Annotated in this window: 8 protein-coding genes and 1 pseudogene; all 9 read left to right on the plus strand. The window is 40.2% G+C overall.

Annotated elements, in window-relative coordinates:
* Positions 1-31 precede the first annotated feature (31 nt).
* Positions 32-5,290, plus strand: coding sequence for a beta-ketoacyl synthase N-terminal-like domain-containing protein (locus ACFFAP_RS23495; RefSeq protein ID WP_375513486.1), 5,259 nt, complete (start codon positions 32-34; stop codon positions 5,288-5,290).
* A 342-nt stretch (positions 5,291-5,632) separates the two neighbouring features.
* Positions 5,633-10,147, plus strand: a complete 4,515-nt coding sequence (locus ACFFAP_RS23500) for an amino acid adenylation domain-containing protein (protein WP_375513487.1) — start codon at positions 5,633-5,635, stop codon at positions 10,145-10,147.
* Between the two features lie 384 nt (positions 10,148-10,531).
* Positions 10,532-11,635 carry a flavin-containing monooxygenase gene (locus tag ACFFAP_RS23505; protein WP_375513488.1) on the plus strand — a complete coding sequence of 368 codons (1,104 nt, stop codon included), beginning with the start codon at positions 10,532-10,534 and terminating at the stop codon, positions 11,633-11,635.
* A 57-nt stretch (positions 11,636-11,692) separates the two neighbouring features.
* Positions 11,693-12,961 (plus strand): HlyD family secretion protein, encoded by a 1,269-nt coding sequence (locus tag ACFFAP_RS23510; RefSeq protein WP_375513489.1) that lies wholly within the window; start codon positions 11,693-11,695, stop codon positions 12,959-12,961.
* Positions 12,958-14,973 carry an ATP-binding cassette domain-containing protein gene (locus ACFFAP_RS23515; RefSeq protein WP_375513490.1) on the plus strand — a complete coding sequence of 672 codons (2,016 nt, stop codon included), beginning with the start codon at positions 12,958-12,960 and terminating at the stop codon, positions 14,971-14,973. Before ACFFAP_RS23510 ends, ACFFAP_RS23515 begins: the two co-directional genes overlap by 4 nt.
* A gap of 40 nt (positions 14,974-15,013) precedes the next feature.
* A complete protein-coding gene (locus tag ACFFAP_RS23520) occupies positions 15,014-16,171 on the plus strand; it encodes an ABC transporter permease (RefSeq protein WP_375513491.1) in 1,158 nt (385 codons plus the stop codon).
* Between the two features lie 61 nt (positions 16,172-16,232).
* Positions 16,233-17,336 carry an ABC transporter permease gene (locus ACFFAP_RS23525; RefSeq protein WP_375513492.1) on the plus strand — a complete coding sequence of 368 codons (1,104 nt, stop codon included), beginning with the start codon at positions 16,233-16,235 and terminating at the stop codon, positions 17,334-17,336.
* A gap of 183 nt (positions 17,337-17,519) precedes the next feature.
* Positions 17,520-17,933 (plus strand): GFA family protein, encoded by a 414-nt coding sequence (locus tag ACFFAP_RS23530; RefSeq protein WP_375513493.1) that lies wholly within the window; start codon positions 17,520-17,522, stop codon positions 17,931-17,933.
* A 72-nt stretch (positions 17,934-18,005) separates the two neighbouring features.
* Positions 18,006-18,212: pseudogene (locus tag ACFFAP_RS23535) on the plus strand (IS4 family transposase); the annotation flags it as partial.
* Between the last annotated feature and the right edge of the window lie 133 nt (positions 18,213-18,345).

Consider the following 18,345-nt stretch of genomic DNA (forward strand, 5'->3'; position numbering starts at 1 on the left):
ACCCTAACAATGATTATCATTATTGTACTTGGTGATTTTATTCCTTGGAAGTCCCCTAAGTAAAGTTCCAGAAGATATCTCCGAAAATATTCAAGATTCTTTAGTCATGCCCAATGATTTAATTGCCATTATTGGTATAGGTTGTCGATTTCCAGGTGCAAACAATTATCATCAATTTTGGCGTAATCTTCAACAAGGCATTAACAGTATCACAGAAATTCCCTCAGCAAGATGGGATATTCATAAGTTTTATTCTACCAAACCTGAAGAACCTAATAAAAGCATTAGTAAATGGGGTGGGTTTATTGAGGGGATAGACCAATTCGATGCACAATTTTTCGGCATCTCTCCTCGAGAAGCACAACGAATGGATCCTCAGCAGAGGCTAATGCTGGAGTTAAGTTGGTCTTGTATCGAAGATGCTGGATATGCACCATCTCAACTGTCGGGAAGTTCCGTTGGTGTTTTTATCGGAGTGTGTAACTATGACTACGATATTTTACAAAACGGGTATCAACAAGATGTTGACGGACATACTGGGACAGGAACTTGGACTTCCATAATTCCCAATCGTATTTCTTACTTCTTAAATTTTCGTGGTCCCAGTATTCCTGTAGATACAGCTTGTTCTAGTTCACTGGTAGCGATTCATCAAGCTATCAATGCTCTGAAGGAACAGGAATGTAAGACAGCACTTGTAGGTGGAGTTAGTATTTTCTGTACACCTACAAGATACATTCAAATGAGTAAACTGGGGATGTTGTCTCCACAAGGACAGTGCAAAAGTTTTGACAGTGAGGCTGATGGCTATGTGCGTGGAGAGGGAGCAGGAGTAATTCTGTTAAAACCTTTAGCTAAAGCTATTGAAGATAAAGACCATATTTATGGAGTGATTAGAGGTAGTGCTGTAAATCATGGTGGAAGAGCAAAAACTCTAACATCTCCCAATGTTTATGCTCAAGCACAAGTACTTTGCTCCGCCTATACAAAAGCAAATGTCGCCCCCAATACGATTTCCTACATTGAGGCTCATGGTACAGGTACACCTTTGGGTGATCCAATAGAAATTAATGGTCTCAAACGAGCATTTAAACAATTACATCAACAGTATGATTTATCCTCAGTTGATAAACCCTATTGTGGACTAGGAACAGTTAAAACCAATATTGGACATTTAGAAGCAGCAGCAGGAATTGCTGGGGTAATTAAAGTACTCTTAGCAATGAAGAATCAAGAATTGCCCAAGATTGTTAATTTTCAGCAGTTAAATCCACGTATTGATTTCAAGAAAAGCCCATTTTATCTTGTCAGCGAAACCCAACAATGGAAGCAGTTAAAGACAGAGGAAGGAAAAATTTTACCGCGACGGGCTGGTATAAGTTCCTTTGGGGTTGGCGGGGTTAATGCTCATGTTATTCTTGAAGAAGCACCCGTGTTGGCAAATACTGTCAATGAAGTTGAGCGTCCGCTACACATACTAACTTTATCCGCAAAAAGTAAAAATGCCCTGAAGCGGGTGGCAGATAATTATCAAGTAATCACTTCTCAAGGTGCATCCCTGACTGATATTTGCTTTAGTGCAAATACTGGGCGATCGCATTTTGCCCACCGTGCAAGTTTTGTTGCTGCATCTACTGATGAACTTAAGAAGCAACTACAAGCTTTTGTAAATGGACAAGTGGATATTTCCGGTGTATTTAGTGGACAATTACAAAGCCAAAAACCCCACAAAATTGTCTTTTTATTCACCGGACAAGGTTCTCAGTATATGGGCATGGCTCGTCAGTTGTATCAAACACAGCCGACTTTCCGTAAAATATTAGAGCAATGCGACCAATTACTACATCCCTATTTAGATATATCTTTACTATCCGTACTTTACCCAGCAGATAATACAGCAGAACTGTTGAATCAAACAATTTACACTCAACCTGTACTATTTGCTCTAGAGTATGCTTTAGCACAATTATGGCTGTCTTGGGGAATCATCCCAGATGCAGTTATTGGTCATAGCCTCGGTGAATACGTTGCGGCTTGCATTGCAGGAGTATTTAGTTTAGAGGATGGGCTAAAACTGATTGCCGAGCGATCGCACCTCATGCAATCTTTACCCGAAAATGGAATGATGGCAGCTATTTTTGCTGATGTCGCCACAGTGGAAACAGTGATCGCACCCTATGGAGAAAATGTATGTATTGCAGCAGTCAACGGAGCTACAAATATTGTCATTTCTGGAGTTAAAGAGTCAATTGAAACAGCGATCGCACAGTTGCAAGCACAGCAAATCACTGTTCAAGTTTTAAATGTCTCTCACGCTTTCCACTCGTCCTTGATGAATCCCATCCTTGACAAATTCGAGCAAAAGCTTTCTCAAGTTCAGTTTGCACCCTTAAGACTTCCATTAGCATCTAACTTAACGGGTGAGATTCTTCAACCAGGGGAAATGCTGGGCTTGAGTTACTGGACTCGTCACCTGCGATCGTCTGTGCAATTTGCATCAGGAATTCAAGCTTTAGCGGCACAGGGTTACGACTTGTTTATAGAAATCGGTTCCCATCCTACTCTGATCAACATGGGCAAGCGTTGCTTAACATCAGAAAATGTAACTTGGTTGCCTTCTTTAAAAAAAGAGCAAGACGACTGGCAAATACTGCTAAACAGTTTGAGCGAGTTATATATTAAAGGTGTGGATATTGATTGGGCAGGATTTGACCAAGATTATTTACGTTGCCGCATCCCCCTACCAACATATCCCTTTGAACGACAACGATATTGGTGCGAGTTTAACCAAAAAGAAAATCGCCTTAAGCAGACATACACAGGTGCTGTACATCCTTTACTGGGTACACAGTATCTGGCGGCATTGCAAATATTTGAATCCCAGCTTAATACTGATAAACTGCCTTACCTTGCTGACCTGCAAGTAGAAGGAGAAGTTGTACTACCAGTAGCAGCTTATTTAGAAATGGCTAATGCGGCTGTCAATGAAGCTTTGAAACTTGATTCTTATAGCTTGTTAGAAGTCGCTTTTCTAAAGAAGCTGTCTTTGTCAGCAGATATTAGCAAAACAGTGCAAACGGTTCTTTCTTCGGAAGCATCAGGAGAAATTACTTTTCAGGTATTTAGCTTGGAAACTGCAACTGATGACCAACCCACAAAGTGGATATTGCATGTTAATGGCAAAATTCAAACATCTTCAGGTGTCCCCGTCACAGCTATCTCAATAAATGAAGTCCGCACTCGTTGCACAAATCAAATTTCTGTTGCTGAGTTTTATCAAAACTTGGGATCATTGGGTGTGAAATATGATTCCCTGCTTCAGGGCATTGAGGAATTATGGCAGCACGAAGGAGAGGCTCTTGCTAAAGTTAGACTCGCACCCACACTGTTAACAGAAGCGAAGGCTTACCGCATCCACCCAGCACTTTTGGATACTTGTTTACAGGTGTTTTCTGCTACTTTACTATCAAAAAATTTAGATACTCACGGAATGGCTACATATGTTCCAGTGAGAGTAGGTAGTATGCGTATCTGGTGTCAACCACCAACTCAGCTTTTCAGCTATGCCCACCTCCATCCCAATGGCAATGGTGACTTAAATGCCTTTGAGGGTGATGTTGTGTTGCTAGATGAAACAGGGTTAATCTTTGCCGAAATTAAAGGGATACGTTTTCAACGTGTGCAGCTTGATACCCAGATCATCAAGCAGAAAAATATTACTAGCCTTGCAGTCGATTACATACTACAGCCAGCAGAAATCAGCGATCGCATACAACCGCAAATCATTCAATTAATCGATCAGTTTGGTTTACAGAATTATGAAGAGCTGTTAACTCATTTGGATACTTTAAGTATTGTTTACATTCTGCGGGCTTTCGAGCAACTAGGCTGTAAGTTTTCACGACATCAACAACTTTCTGTAATAAATTTAGCCAAACAGTACAGTGTAATTCCGCAGCATCACCGATTATTAGGCAGGATGCTAGAGATATTACAGGAAGAGGGGATGTTAAACAAAGTCAACGAATGTTGGGAAGTTTGTCAACTGCCCGAAGAGTTGAATTTACAGGTGCAGTCGCCAGAAGCTTTGTTAAAACAATACCACAAAACTGATGCTGAGTTAATATTGCTACAGCTATGCGGTGAACATTTGGCACAAGTGCTACGTGGTGAATGCAATGCTGTGGAATTGTTGTTTGCTGAGGGGACATTTTCTACTACCGAAAAATTGTATCAAGAATCACCAGCCGCTCGATTGAATAACACCCTGGTACAGGAAGCGATCACCATAGCACTTTCTAACTTGCCAGCAAATCGCAAAGTTCGTATTTTGGAAATAGGGGCTGGAACAGGAGGGACAACTGCTTATATATTGTCCAAGTTACCATCTGACCAGGTAGAATATGTTTTCACTGATGTATCTTATCTCTTCACAGCTAAGGCAGAACAAAAATTCCGCGATTATCCCTTTGTTCAATATCAGTTGTTAAATATTGAACGCGAACCTCTAGCACAAGGATTTGCACCCCAGGAGTTTGATCTGATTTTGGCAGCGAATGTAATCCATGCCACCAGTGATTTACGAGGGACATTAGCGCATATTCAGCAAATTTTGGCACCAGAGGGGATGTTGGTGTTGTTGGAAGCAACTGCAAAATCTCGGATGTTAGATTTGATTTTTGGCTTAACTGAAGGTTGGTGGAAGTTTACCGATACAGATTTACGTCCTGCTTATCCCTTACTTTCCAGCTATCAGTGGCGATCGCTGCTACTAGAGATGGGTTTTAGCTCTGCTGTAAGTCTGCCTCAAACAGGAGAAGCCAAACAATCTGTAATTTTAGCTCGTAGTGCGATCAATTCCTGGCAGCAAATGCAAGAATTTAATGTGATAAATAGTGGTTTACCTCTGTTTGCACAATTATTCCCAGAGGTTAAGCAGATCTCACCAAAAGTAGAGAGTGTCCAACTAGAACCAGTGGCACAAGATATCGTGCTTGCAGGGTCACCAAACGCAACCCAGCAAATGCTAGAGTTTTATCTCAGCAAACAAATTGCCAAGTCTTTAGGGCTAACTACCTCCAAGTTAGATATTGATGAGCCGCTGAATAATTTAGGATTTGATTCATTGATAGCTGCCGAACTAAAAAGTCGAATTCAATCTAACTTTAGAATATCTGTACCCATAGCTGATTTTCTGCTAGGCATGTCTTTAGTACAGTTAGCATCTAAAGTATCCGATCTGCTATTAAAGTCCGAGCAATCTGATGATTGGGAAGAAGGACAAGTATAACCCACATTTCGCTTGTCTTACTACTTCCCAGGAGTAACAACAATTTCCGAGGTAATAATGAAAAACGAACTGTTCAATCTGGTGAAATTTAAAACCAAGATTGGTTGTTTTAAACTTCAAAACAACCAAAATATGAACAGAATCTTCAAGAGTCTAGCACTGAAACGACGTATTTCCGTTAATCACCTTAAGTCCAATCCTATCTGACATACCTAAAACTTCGGAGATGGACAAAACGCCGCACTCTGAAGGCTAAAACGACCAAATACCCTTCATACAAATGATGGTTAATTTGTACAGTGCGTAAATCCTAAGTTATATTCAGAATTAACAGGTAATATTATGATGACTATATCGGAAATTTTGGTTGAACTTTCTCAACAAGGTATCGAAGTATGGGTTGATAATAATAATTTGCTATATCGAGCACCTAAAGGTGCTTTCACACCAACATTACGCGCCCAAATTTCTGAAAACAAGACAGAGCTGATTACATTATTAGAACAGCAAAATCAACAATCAACAGTTTCTGCTCTGCCAGAAATAGTACCAAATCCCGAAGACCGTTATAAGCCATTCCCGCTCACTGATATGCAGCAAGCATATTGGCTTGGTCAAAACGATTCTTTCGAGTTAGGTAATTTATCACCCCATGTATATGTAGAGTTTGAATTTGCCGAACTAGATGTTACTAAGCTTAATCTCGCTGTCAAGAAATTCATTGCTCGCCATGAAATGATGAGGGCAATCATATTGCCAGATGGTCAGCAACAGATTCTAGAACAAATTCCCAACTATGATATTGAAGTTATCGACTTACGTGGAAAAGACCCGCAAATAGTAACCTCAACTTTGGCAGAAACAAGAGCGAGAATGTCTCAACATGCTTCAAAAACTGATAGTTGTCCATTATTTGAAGTTGTAGCTTACCAAGTTAATCAGCGTTGTATCCGATTTCATATCAGCCTTAGTCTTTTAGTTTTTGATGGTGGTAGTTTAAAACTTCTTTGTCGAGAAATACCTCTTTTATACCAAGATGTCAATACATATCTACCTGATTTGGAAATTTCTTATCGGGATTATATTCACACATTAAATAGTTTACAAAATTCCGAGCTTTATAACCGTTCTCAACAATATTGGTGGAACCGCCTGGAGACTTTACCACCAGCACCAGAATTACCTTTAGTAAAAAGTCCTGGTACTGTATCCCATCCACAATTTGTCCGACGCACTGCTAAAATCGATGCTGATATCTGGCAACAACTCAAAGACAAAGCTCGTCGATTAGGTTTGACCCCATCAGGTATATTATGCGCCAGCTATGCCGAAGTATTAAATAATTGGAGTCGAAATTCGCATTTCATCTTGAATCATTTGTATACCAATCGTCTGTCCTTACATCCGCAGGTTAACAACCTAATAGGATGTTTTAGCTCAACTCTATTACTAGAGGTAAATAATTCGCTTCCAGATACCTTTACAGCCAGAGCAAAGCGATTACAAAATCAAATTTGGAATGACTTTGAACACAACCATATCAGTGGGGTACAAGTATTACGAGAACTAAACCGACAGCGAGGGGGAAGTTCAAGAGCGGCAGCCCCAGTGGTATTTGCTAGTAGTCTTGATGCACGAGACAAGGAAACTTTTACCCAAGGTCGAGTAGCCGATCCGATTTTTGCTTGCATTCAAACTCCCCAAGTTTGGCTGGATCATTCAGTAATGGAGAATGATGGGGCTTGCGTTCTCTTTTGGGATGCAGTAGAAGAACTGTTTCCTGAAGGTCTTTTAGACGATATGTTTAATGCTTATCAATCTCTGCTGTCTCGTCTAGCTTTAGAAGAATCAGCTTGGCAACAAACATCTTTCCAAATGTTACCACCCAGCCAGTTAGCAGAAAGAATAGAGGTAAACGCGACTCAGGCATCTGTACCTCAAGGGATGCTACACACATTGTTCGCCGATCAGGTGTCAAAGCGTTTAGAATCTCTGGCAGTAATTTCTAGCGATCGCATCCTTTCCTACAGTGAATTGTATAGCCGCTCGAATCAAGTAGGTCGATGGCTGCGACAATTGGGGGCACGTCCCAATGTTTTGGTGGCAGTAGTCATGGAAAAAGGTTGGGAACAAGTAGTAGGGGTATTAGGATCTCTGCAATCAGGTGCCGCCTATCTACCAATTAATCCTTCGTTACCCAAAGAACGTCTTTGGTATCTGTTGGCACAAAATGAAGTTGGATTAGTGCTAACTCAATCCTGGCTTGATGAATCTCTAGAGTGGCCTATAAACGTCAAACGGCTTTGTATAGATAGGGACGCTGATTTTGCGACAATTTCGCCAGCACCTTTGGAAATAATTCAGAAACCAGAGGATTTGGCATATGTCATCTTCACTTCTGGTTCTACCGGACTACCGAAGGGGGTGATGATTGACCATCGGGGTGCAGTCAATACAATTTGTGATATCAACCAACGCTTTCATATTGTTCCTGATGACCGAGTACTGGCACTGTCAGCTTTAAATTTCGATCTATCAGTCTATGATATATTTGGGACTTTGGCTGCTGGTGCTGCCATTGTCATTCCAGATGCTACAAGTATTCGTGACCCCGGCCACTGGGCTGAATGGTTGGCGCGAGAAAAAGTCACGATTTGGAATTCAGTTCCAGCACTGATGCAAATGTACATTGAGTATGCGTCAGCACAGACGCAAATACCTGCTTGTTATTTGCGTGTGGTGATGTTGAGTGGGGATTGGATACCTGTAAGTTTGCCCGATCAGATCAAAAGCTTGATTCAAGGGGTTGAAGTATTTAGCCTGGGTGGTGCTACTGAAGCTTCTATTTGGTCAATCATTTACCCGATTAAATCTGTAGACTCTTCATGGACTAGTATTCCTTACGGTTGGCCAATGATCAATCAAAACTTTTATGTTTTGAACCAGGTGATGGAACCTTGTCCAGTGTGGGTGACAGGAGACCTTTATATTGGTGGTATTGGTTTGGCTTGGGGCTATTGGCAAGATGAAGAAAAAACCCAAGCTAGGTTTATCAAACACCCTCATACTGGTGAGCGTTTATATCGTACAGGAGATTTAGGACGCTATTTGCCTGATGGTAATATTGAGTTTTTGGGGCGAGAAGACTTCCAGGTTAAAGTTCAAGGCTACCGTATTGAGTTAGGAGAAATCGAAACAGCCTTGGAACAGCATCCGGGAGTATGCCAAGCAATAGTATCAGTAGTGGGCGATCGCGGTGATAAACGTTTAGTAGCATATATTGTCCCCACCATGATTCCAGATCGAGTGCCGTTAAAAACTACGTGTCGGGCAGAATTTGGCGATAACCACATAGTAGAACTAACTACAGAGGATATTTCTCAATGCGGTATTTGCGCGATCGGAGTGCCAGAATCTTTGCAACGTGGTCAATTGGTGAGCTTGTACTTTCAGCTACCAGGAAGCAATAACGAAATATGTCTGGAGGCGCGAGTCGCTTGGCGTCAGTGGGAGAAAGCTGGGTTGCAATTTGCACTCACACCCAGCGAACAAATTCTGCTCCAACAAAGCATCGAATACTTGTTGGAAATGCAAGGTATTTTGAAAGTTATACATGGCACATTGACTGGTAAATTGCGTAGTTTTTTGAGTAAAAAGCTACCCGATTACATGGTACCTTCTAGCTTCATGATCCTAAATTCTTTGCCTCTCACACTCAATGGTAAAATAGATCGCAAAGCGCTTCCCACGCCCGACCAAAAACGTATTGACCGAGGGGAAAAAGCTTCCGTTTCACCCCGCACTACCCTAGAATTACAACTGGTGCAGATTTGGGAAAAGCTGTTAAATATTCACCCCATCGGCGTAACCGACAACTTTTTTGAACTCGGAGGTAATTCTCTGCTGGCAGTTCGTTTGATGTCTCAAATCCAAAAACTTTACGAACGGGAACTTCCCCTGTCGGCGCTTCTGCAAAGTCCCACCATCGAAAATTTAGCAAATGTTTTAGGTAGTATTAATATTCAGTTACCCCAGAGTCCCTTAGTCAATCTACAAGCGGGGATTGCTGATAAATTACCTTTCTTTTGCGTGCATCCTGTAGGTGGGAATATCCTTTGCTATATGGATTTGTCTCGCTGTTTAGGTACTGAGCAACCCTTTTATGGACTGCAAGCAGTTGGTTTGACTGGCGAAAAAGAACCTTTTTCCACAATTCCAGAAATGGCTGCTCACTATATTGCAGCTATACAAGAAATTCAACCGAATGGGCCCTATTTGCTTGGCGGTTGGTCAATGGGAGGAGTAGTAGCATTTGAAATGGCATACCAGATGCAACAACAAGGACAAGAAGTGGCGTTGCTAGCTTTAATTGACTCTTTAGCACCCGTCCATACACCAAAATTTGATGATGCAAGGCTGTTAACTTGGTTTCTAAGAGACCTCGGTGGTGGAACAAATAGCCTGACGGAGTTTGAAGACGATCTGCGACAGTTCAAACCAGAGAAGCAATTACATTTGGTTTTAGAAGAGGCTAAACAAGCAAATTTGATATCTCCAGATATGGAGTTTGAGCAGATGTTACGCTTGGTGAAGGTATTTTCTGCCAATATGCGAGCAATGGCAGATTACGTACCACCGATCTACCCAGATCGAGTTACTTTAATTCGTGCTAGTGTTGAATCGATTTTCGATCCCCAATATTCTAGCGATGAGACATTAGGTTGGAACAAGTTTACTCAAAAACCTGTAATTGTCTGTCGCGTTCCTGGTAATCATTTCACTATGTTTGCTAAACCCCAGGTAGATGTTTTGACAGAAAAGTTGAAGTTTTTTGTCCAAGATGTTATTGGTCATTAGTACTGCTATCCCTAAGTTCCAAGACTTACAGCCAGAATAATTTCCCTTTTTTCAGATTAGTTAATTGTAGAGATTGTAGATACGTTATTACCCGAACGTATTCACCGTCTTAATCCCAGAGTTGTGAAAAAACCTATATCAAAGTTTCGTTCTCAAAAGCCAATGCACAGAGGTACTGGACAACAAGTAGAAGCTCTGAAATTTCACATCAGTAATCAGCTTTTCCGCCTTAACCCAAGCATATTGGCTTCTTATCCTCCATTGCTTATCTCTCCAGTCTAGCTTTTGTTTATCATAGTTAACTCAAAATCAAAATAGTCAAGTAATTGTGTCAATCCCATATTTATTTCCTTTACCCAATTTATATTTTTGGAGAAGTTTTCCATGTTTGAACAGGTCGATGTACTAATTATTGGTGCTGGACAAGCAGGACTAGCAATGGGTTATCAGATGATTCAACAGAATCGCAAATTTGTCATTCTTGAACAGAGTCCGCAAATTGCTCATTCATGGCGTACTCGCTGGGACTCGCTGAAACTTATCACACCCAATCCGTATAACAACCTCCCCGGATTAGCTTTTCCACAAACAAAAAATGCCTTTCCCACCAAAGAAGAAACAATTGCTTATTTGGAACTTTACGCCAAAACTTTTGAATTACCAATACGTTTCAACGAGCAAGTAACCTCAGTAAAACAGATTCCTGTAGGTTTTTTAGTAGAATCTAGCAATATAACTTTTCAAGCACAACAAATTGTAATTGCTAGCGGCCCTTATCAAAAGCCAAAAATTCCAAATTTTGCAACCCAATTGCCTCAAGATGTATTTCAAATTCACAGCAGCCATTATCGAAATCCACAGCAATTACAATCTGGTGATGTGCTAGTAGTCGGGAGCGGTAATTCTGGTGTCCAAATTGCTAGAGAATTATCTACAACCCATAAAGTTTATTTGTCGGTGAGTAAAACCCCCCATTTACCCCGTAAGTTTCTGGGACGCGATTTATGTTGGTGGATGTATAGCTTGAAAGTGACTAGTATTACCAAAAATTCTCGCCTCGGTCAGAAGTTGAGTCAAAGGCCTGACGCTGTTATTGGAGTTGACATTGACGCACTTGCTAAACAAAACGGAATCATATTATTGGAGCGAGTTGATAGTGTGGAAGGTAACAAGATTATTTGTACTAACAAGCAGTCTATTGAGGTTAGCAATATTATTTGGGCGACAGGCTTCCAACCTGACTATCACTGGATTAAGATTCCAGTGTTTGATGAGAAAGGTTTCCCTGTGCATGAACAAGGTGTTACTGCTGTGAAAGGACTGTACTTTGTAGGCTTGAGGTGGCAGCAACGATTGAATTCTTCTTTATTAGGTGGACTTGCTCCTGATGTCAGCTTTATTGCTTCTCAAATTGCGGCGAAAGCACTAGAAGACTTTTTAACTGTTGACAATAGCGAACGAAAAAACCTGGGCTTGACAAAACGTTAAAATCGCCTTTTCCACATTCTGTGAAAAGTCAGTTATGTCTAGAAAGTAAACTTACGTATGAAACAGTTAAATTCTTCAGAACCATACAAATATACAGAAGCAGATGAGGAGCCTAAGACTAAAGGTAAGAAGAAATCACGTCTGCTGATTCCAGTATTGCTGCTGATTGCTACTGCTAGTTTAGTATATTGGTACTTTTCATTATCGAAAGTTCAGAAAGTAATTGGCGTCAGTGGTCGCATTGAGGGCTATGAAACTAATGTTGGTGCGAAAGTAACAGGTCGGGTCAATTTTGTTGCTGTGCGTGAAGGTGATAGCGTCCGTAAGGGTCAGTTAATCGTCCAACTGGATGATGCAGAAATTCAGGCGCAATTACTGGGTGCAGCAGCTCGTTTGAGTGTTGCCCAACAACAGGAAATGCAAGCTCATTTGCAAATGGATGTTGTTAAAAGCCAAATCGAAGAAGCAACATTGGTAAAGGAACAATCTGGTGGAGATGCTAAGAGTCGGGTACTCCAATCCCAAGCGACACTTGCCGGATATGAAGCGCAACTAAGTCAATCTCAAGCCCAAGCGCAGCAAGCGATCGCAGAATTAAATCTAGCCCGTACTAACCGCGATCGCTTTGCCCAATTGGTAAAGGAAGGAGCTATTGCCAAGCAGCAGTTCGACCAGACCCAGACAAGTTGGGAATCTAATTTGGCGACTGTACAAGCGCGTCAAGCGGCAGTAGAAGCGGCACGAAAGCAAGTGAAATTCGGGTTGGGTGGATTAGCTCAAGCTGAGACTACAAGTTTTAATCCAAAAATCCGCATTACTCAAGTAGTGGCGTTAAAAAAACAGATGTTGCAAGCCATGTCGCAACTAGCTGCTACTCAAGCTGAGATCAAAAATGCCCAAGCATCACAGCAACAAATCAAAGCTCAAATTGAATATTTGAAAATTACCAGCCCTATAGACGGAGTAGTAAGCGCTCGAACAATCGAACCAGGAACTGTAGTTACTACTGGTAAAACTTTACTAACCCTACTCGACCAAAATACAGTTTATCTACGGGGTTATATTCCTGAAAAAGAAATTGGCAAAGTTAAAGTTGGACAAAAAGCTAACATTTTGCTAGATTCCAATCCCAATAAACCTATCAATGCTCATGTTGCTAGCATAGATCCTCAAGCATCTTTTACTCCCGAAAATATTTATTTCCAAGAAGATCGTATCAAGCAAGTGTTTGGACTTAAGATCGCAATCGATAATCCGGCTGGTTTTGCGAAGCCAGGAATGCCCGCAGATGGAGAAATTATCCTCAAAGAGGACGAGAGCCAATGACAAAAGAAATAGTCTATGGCACAGTACCCGTAAACACAGTCGGAGATAATGTTATCGAAGTACAAAGTTTACACAAGCGATACGGCAAAATAGAAGCTGTTCGTGGTATTGACTTTACGGTACGTCGAGGTGAAATCTTTGGCTTAATTGGTCCTGATGGTGCAGGCAAAACTACTACCTTCCATATTCTAGGGGGAGTGATGGAAGCAAGTTCAGGTAATATTCAAGTTTTAGGTCGAAAACCTCGAGATGCACGCCTAAAGATTAGCTACCTGACGCAGCAGTTTTCACACTATTTGGATCTAAGTATTAACGAAAATCTGCAATACAGTGCCGGGTTACGCAAAGTCCCAAATGAGTTATTTATCAAGCGGCGAGCCAAATATTTAAAGTTAATGGAGTTGGATAAAATTGCTAATCGTTTGGCTTCCCAACTTTCTGGGGGAATGAAGCAAAAGTTAGCTCTCTGCTGTGCATTGATTTCTGAACCCGAAATTCTCTTGTTAGATGAGCCGACTACTGGGGTAGATCCTGTTTCTCGGCGGGAGTTTTGGGATATTTTGGCTACTCTCACCCAACAAGGAGTAACAATTATAGTTGCAACTCCCTATTTAGATGAAGCGGAACGTTGCCATCGTATTGCTTTAGTATACGAAGGAAAGATTCAACAAATTGGATATTTAGAAGAATTGCGCTCCAGCCTGGGTTTGTACCGTTTTGAAGTTCGCACTCCCGACTTAGAAGCAGCCGAAGCAGCTTTGCTGGAATTGCCACCCCGAATTGAACAAATTCACTTTGGTACTGGAGTTCCTGCAAAACAGATTGTTGATGTCCAAACCTTTGGCGATCGCCTTGATGTGCTAGTAAAAGATGTCAAAGCTGGAGAAGTTGAGATTCGGGAAATTCTGACATCTCGCCAAATGCAACTTACATCAATTCAAGAAGTTGAAACTACTCTAGAAAATATCTTTGTAACTCGCTTACGTGCCAATGGTTCAGATCCACCGTTTATTCAATTTCCTCGTTCTCGTCCTAGCAAATACATTGACAGTAATCATATCAATGAGGATGCGGCAATTGATGTCCGCAACCTTAAAAAGGTATATGGTGACTTTAAAGCAGTTGAGAATGTGAGTTTAGAAATTCAGTACGGTGAAATCTACGGTTTGTTAGGCGCAAACGGTGCGGGGAAAACCACAACGATCAAGATGTTGTGCGGTCTAATTGAACCGAGTAGCGGTTACATTTCTCTTGGCGGTCAGACTAGTAATCTCCGTAGTAGTGCTTTGCGGCAGCGCATTGGCTACATGAGCCAAAAATTTACCCTCTACGATGACTTAACTATTTTGGAGAACTTGGAATTTTACTGTGGTGTTTATTCTGTTCCCCAAAAATTATTACGTCCTAAAATTGACTGGGTTCTTAACACCTGTGGTTTGGTTGGTCAAGAAAATATGCTCACTGGTCGGTTACCCGGTGGTTGGAAGCAACGGGTAGCTTTTGGTGCTTCGGTAATGCACGAACCAGATATTTTATTTCTTGATGAACCAACTTCTGGAGTAGACCCTTTGGCGCGTCGCCAGTTTTGGCGCTTGATTTGTGATTTGGCCCGCAAAGGTACAGCAGTACTGGTCACTACTCACTATTTAGAAGAGGCAGAACAGTGTAATCGTCTTGGTTTTATGGTAGACGGCAAATTAGTAACGCAAGGCTCACCCAGTGAAATCAAAGCGGCACAACCTGGTCAGTTAATTGAGTTAGTAACAAAAGACACTCAGACAGCCTTTAACTTATTGAAAAATGAGTTAGATGATTGGCGGGTATCAATTTTTGGTACAAAGCTGCACATCATCCTCAATGACAAAAACAAGGAGATTCACCAAATTGAATCAATTTTAAACGCAGCACAACTAGAAATTATTTCTTGGCGGACGATTCCCTTTTCTCTAGAAGATACATTTATTAGTATTTTTCAAAGTAATCGCCAGAAAAATCAATTTATTCAAAAATAACTTTCATCCAATTTTTATGCGGAAATTAATCTTCTACATTTTGCCTTCTTTATGGAAACGGATTTGGTCTCAATCTGCTAAAGAATTAGCACAACTTCGGCGTGATGTTTTTAGTCTCTTGCTATTATTTATAATGCCGTTGGTAACCATGCTTATCTATGGTTATGCCATCAAACTTTTGATTACAGAAGTTCCTTTACTAGTTCAAGATTTTGACCAAAGTTTTCTCAGTCGTAATTATATAGAACGTTTTGAAGCAAGTCGTCGGTTCAAAATTATTAGTTTACCTCTCTACTACAGCCAAACAAAAGACATTTTAGGAAATACCAAAAAAGATCCACTTCTGGATTCACTAGATCGTAATATTGCGAAAGCTATATTAGTCATACCTCCCGATTTCTCTCGTCACCTTAAAGATGCTCAAACGACTAAAGTTCAGATTCTTTTAGATGGGACAGATGTCAATAACGCCAGGGCAATTAGAAGTACAATTCGCACCATCACAGAATTTTTTCTCATCAAAGTGGGCTTACAACCAAGTAGTTCGTCAATAACTTTGCAATCTCGTCTCTGGTCTAATATGGGTGGTAAAGAATCTCACTTTATTTTACCAGGAGTTTACGGGCTAATACTTTGGGTATATCCGGCTCTATTTTCTGCACTGTCTATGGCTCGTGAAAAAGAGCAAGGTACAATTATTCAAGCTTACTCTGCTGATATGAGTGCAGTCGAGTTTTTCTTAGGTAAAGGTCTTGCTTATTTTATGGTAGGTGTTGTACAAACAATTTTTGTTATGAGCTTAGGCTTTTTTATATTTGGTATAAAATTAGTAGGAGATCCAATTCCTTTACTAATAGGAACTCTAATTTTCTTAATGAGTGCATCTCTTTTTGGACTAATGCTTGGTACACGAGCTAATACTCGCATTGTTGCGGTTCAGTCTGTTACATTATTAGGATATTTGACATCTTCTTTTTTAACTGGCTTATACCATCCACTCAGAAATGTTCCTTTCCCTTTGTCATTAATATCAAATATTCTTCCAGTTAGATATTACATAGACGTAAGCCGTGATGCATTTTTGCGGGGTGCTGGTTGGTCAGGAGTTTGGTTTGCAAATTTAGCAATGTTCATGTTAGGTATACTTATTTTTAAACGTCTTCATAAGACGTTACATAAAATGCAGTTTCCTGATTAAAAAATGCCATTTACCTTTTATAATCATGAAAATAATTAATAATTTGTTCAAGAGTCGCTTCTTGGCTTTATTAAAGAAAGAAAAAAATCAACTTCTTCGGAATAAACAACTGATTGTTTTATTAATTTTTATACCTAGTATTTATCTCATGCTTGTAGGTTTTTCTTTAAATGATGACATCAAAAATATTCCTTTTAGATATGTTGATTATGCTAATACCAAAGATAGCCGGGAATTAATATCTACTTTCAGTCAAAGTGGAGCTTTTAGCACTAAACCGCACATATCAGAACAAGCTAATTCTAAACAGCAAACTCTCAGCGAACAAGTTAGTACAGCAGATATAGTAATTGCTTTGGTGATTCCTCCAGATTTTAAACGCAATCAAAATGGAGATGAGACTACTAAGGTTCAAGCAATTATTGATGGTGCTGATGCTGCAACTGCAATAATTGCCAATGCTTATCTTAACGAAATTATGAATAACTATATCCATAAATTAAATGGAAATTTAAACTCATCATTAATTCAACAGGAATTTAACATTATCTATAATGCTCGTTTGATAAGTTATTGGTTTATTGTTCCCGCTGTTTTAGGATTGGTACTTACCCTAACTAGTTCGGTAGCAGCAACTAATTCAGTAATTACTGAAAAAGAAGCCGGAACTTTGGAACAGCTGCTAATGACTCCAGTTAGCGCTGAAGAGATTATTTTGTCCAAAATTTTGCCTCTAGTAATTGTTATGATAGGTGATATTATATTAGCTTTAGGAATGGCTCGTCTGATTTTCGGTTTGCCAATAAGAGGCAATATATTTCTATTTTTAGCTCTTGGAAGTCTGTATACCTTTGTCGGAATTGGCTTAGGTATGCTAATTGGAACTTTTTCACGGACGCACCTACAGGCTTCACTCAGTTCATTCTTCATTAATGTTCCTTTAGGGTTGATATCTGGTGCTGTTACTCCACTTGAAAGTATGCCTCCTATATTTCAGTACATATCATTGGTTAATCCTTTACGTTATTATGTGGAAATTATGCGTGGTATATTACTAAAAGGAGTTGGTTTAAATGTTCTTTGGCCAAATGTTATTGCACTTTTTATTTTTGCAATTTTTCTATTAACAGTTAGTACAAGTCGATTTCGTCGTAACTTAACTTAATCTGGAGAGTGAAAATTTCAGGAGAGCAGGGGTACATAATGCGGTAGGATCACAAGATGCTCGACTTTAATGAACACTGACTGCCTGAGACAAGTCTAAAAAACTTAGTAAAATCAAAGACTTTAATAAAAAGGGTCATCCGTATTTTGTTACTTTCGGGGAAAAATAAAGAAGACAAGTTTTATGACAATACTAATTACAGGTGGCTGTATGTGTGGGGCAATTCGCTATGAATGCTCAACTGAGCCAATTTTTTCTGGGAATTGCCATTGCCGCGACTGTCAAAAAACCTCCGGTAGTGGTTTTTCAGCCTCAATATTTGTGCCCATTGATGCGGTTAAGATCGCCGGAGAGGTAAAATACTATGATGTCAATGGTGATAGTGGACATAATGTTAGCCGTGGTTTCTGTCCAATATGTGGCTCCAATGTGTTTGGTAAGCCCGCAATAATCGCTGGCATAATTGGTATCAGGGTAGGTACTTTTGACGATCCAAGTTTGTACCAACCAAAAATGAATGTTTTTACCAAGAATGCTCAAAAATGGGCTTTATTGGACTCCAATTTACCTCAATTTTCTGATATGCCACCCCACTAAATAATCTGACTTTTCACAGGATGTGGAAAAGAAATGCAGTTCGCTACTTTGGAACACTGACTGTATAAGTTCAAACGCTCTCCAGAACATAATGCTAGAAAGGCTCTCCTCACAATTAGGTTCACAAGTTTCAATATCCAAGTATCATTACATCACACCGGAAGTTCACAGCTACAACCTGTCAAATTACAAATAATTTTGGTAGAAGAAGAAAACCCAGCACCAGCAATTAATCCTATTAGTTGATTGTTAATTACTAGCCTGGAGATTAATGGCTTATAGGATGCTGCACGTTGTATTCAATGGTACACTTACCGTTGGTTGATATAGGACTAGCATTTGATTTCTGAAAAAACCCCGTACATTTGAAGAGTGGCAAAATCAAAGGTAGTGTGTCGGATAAACCACTCAA

The sequence above is a fragment of the uncultured Nostoc sp. genome, from assembly GCF_964245575.1.
GTDB lineage: Bacteria > Cyanobacteriota > Cyanobacteriia > Cyanobacteriales > Nostocaceae > Nostoc.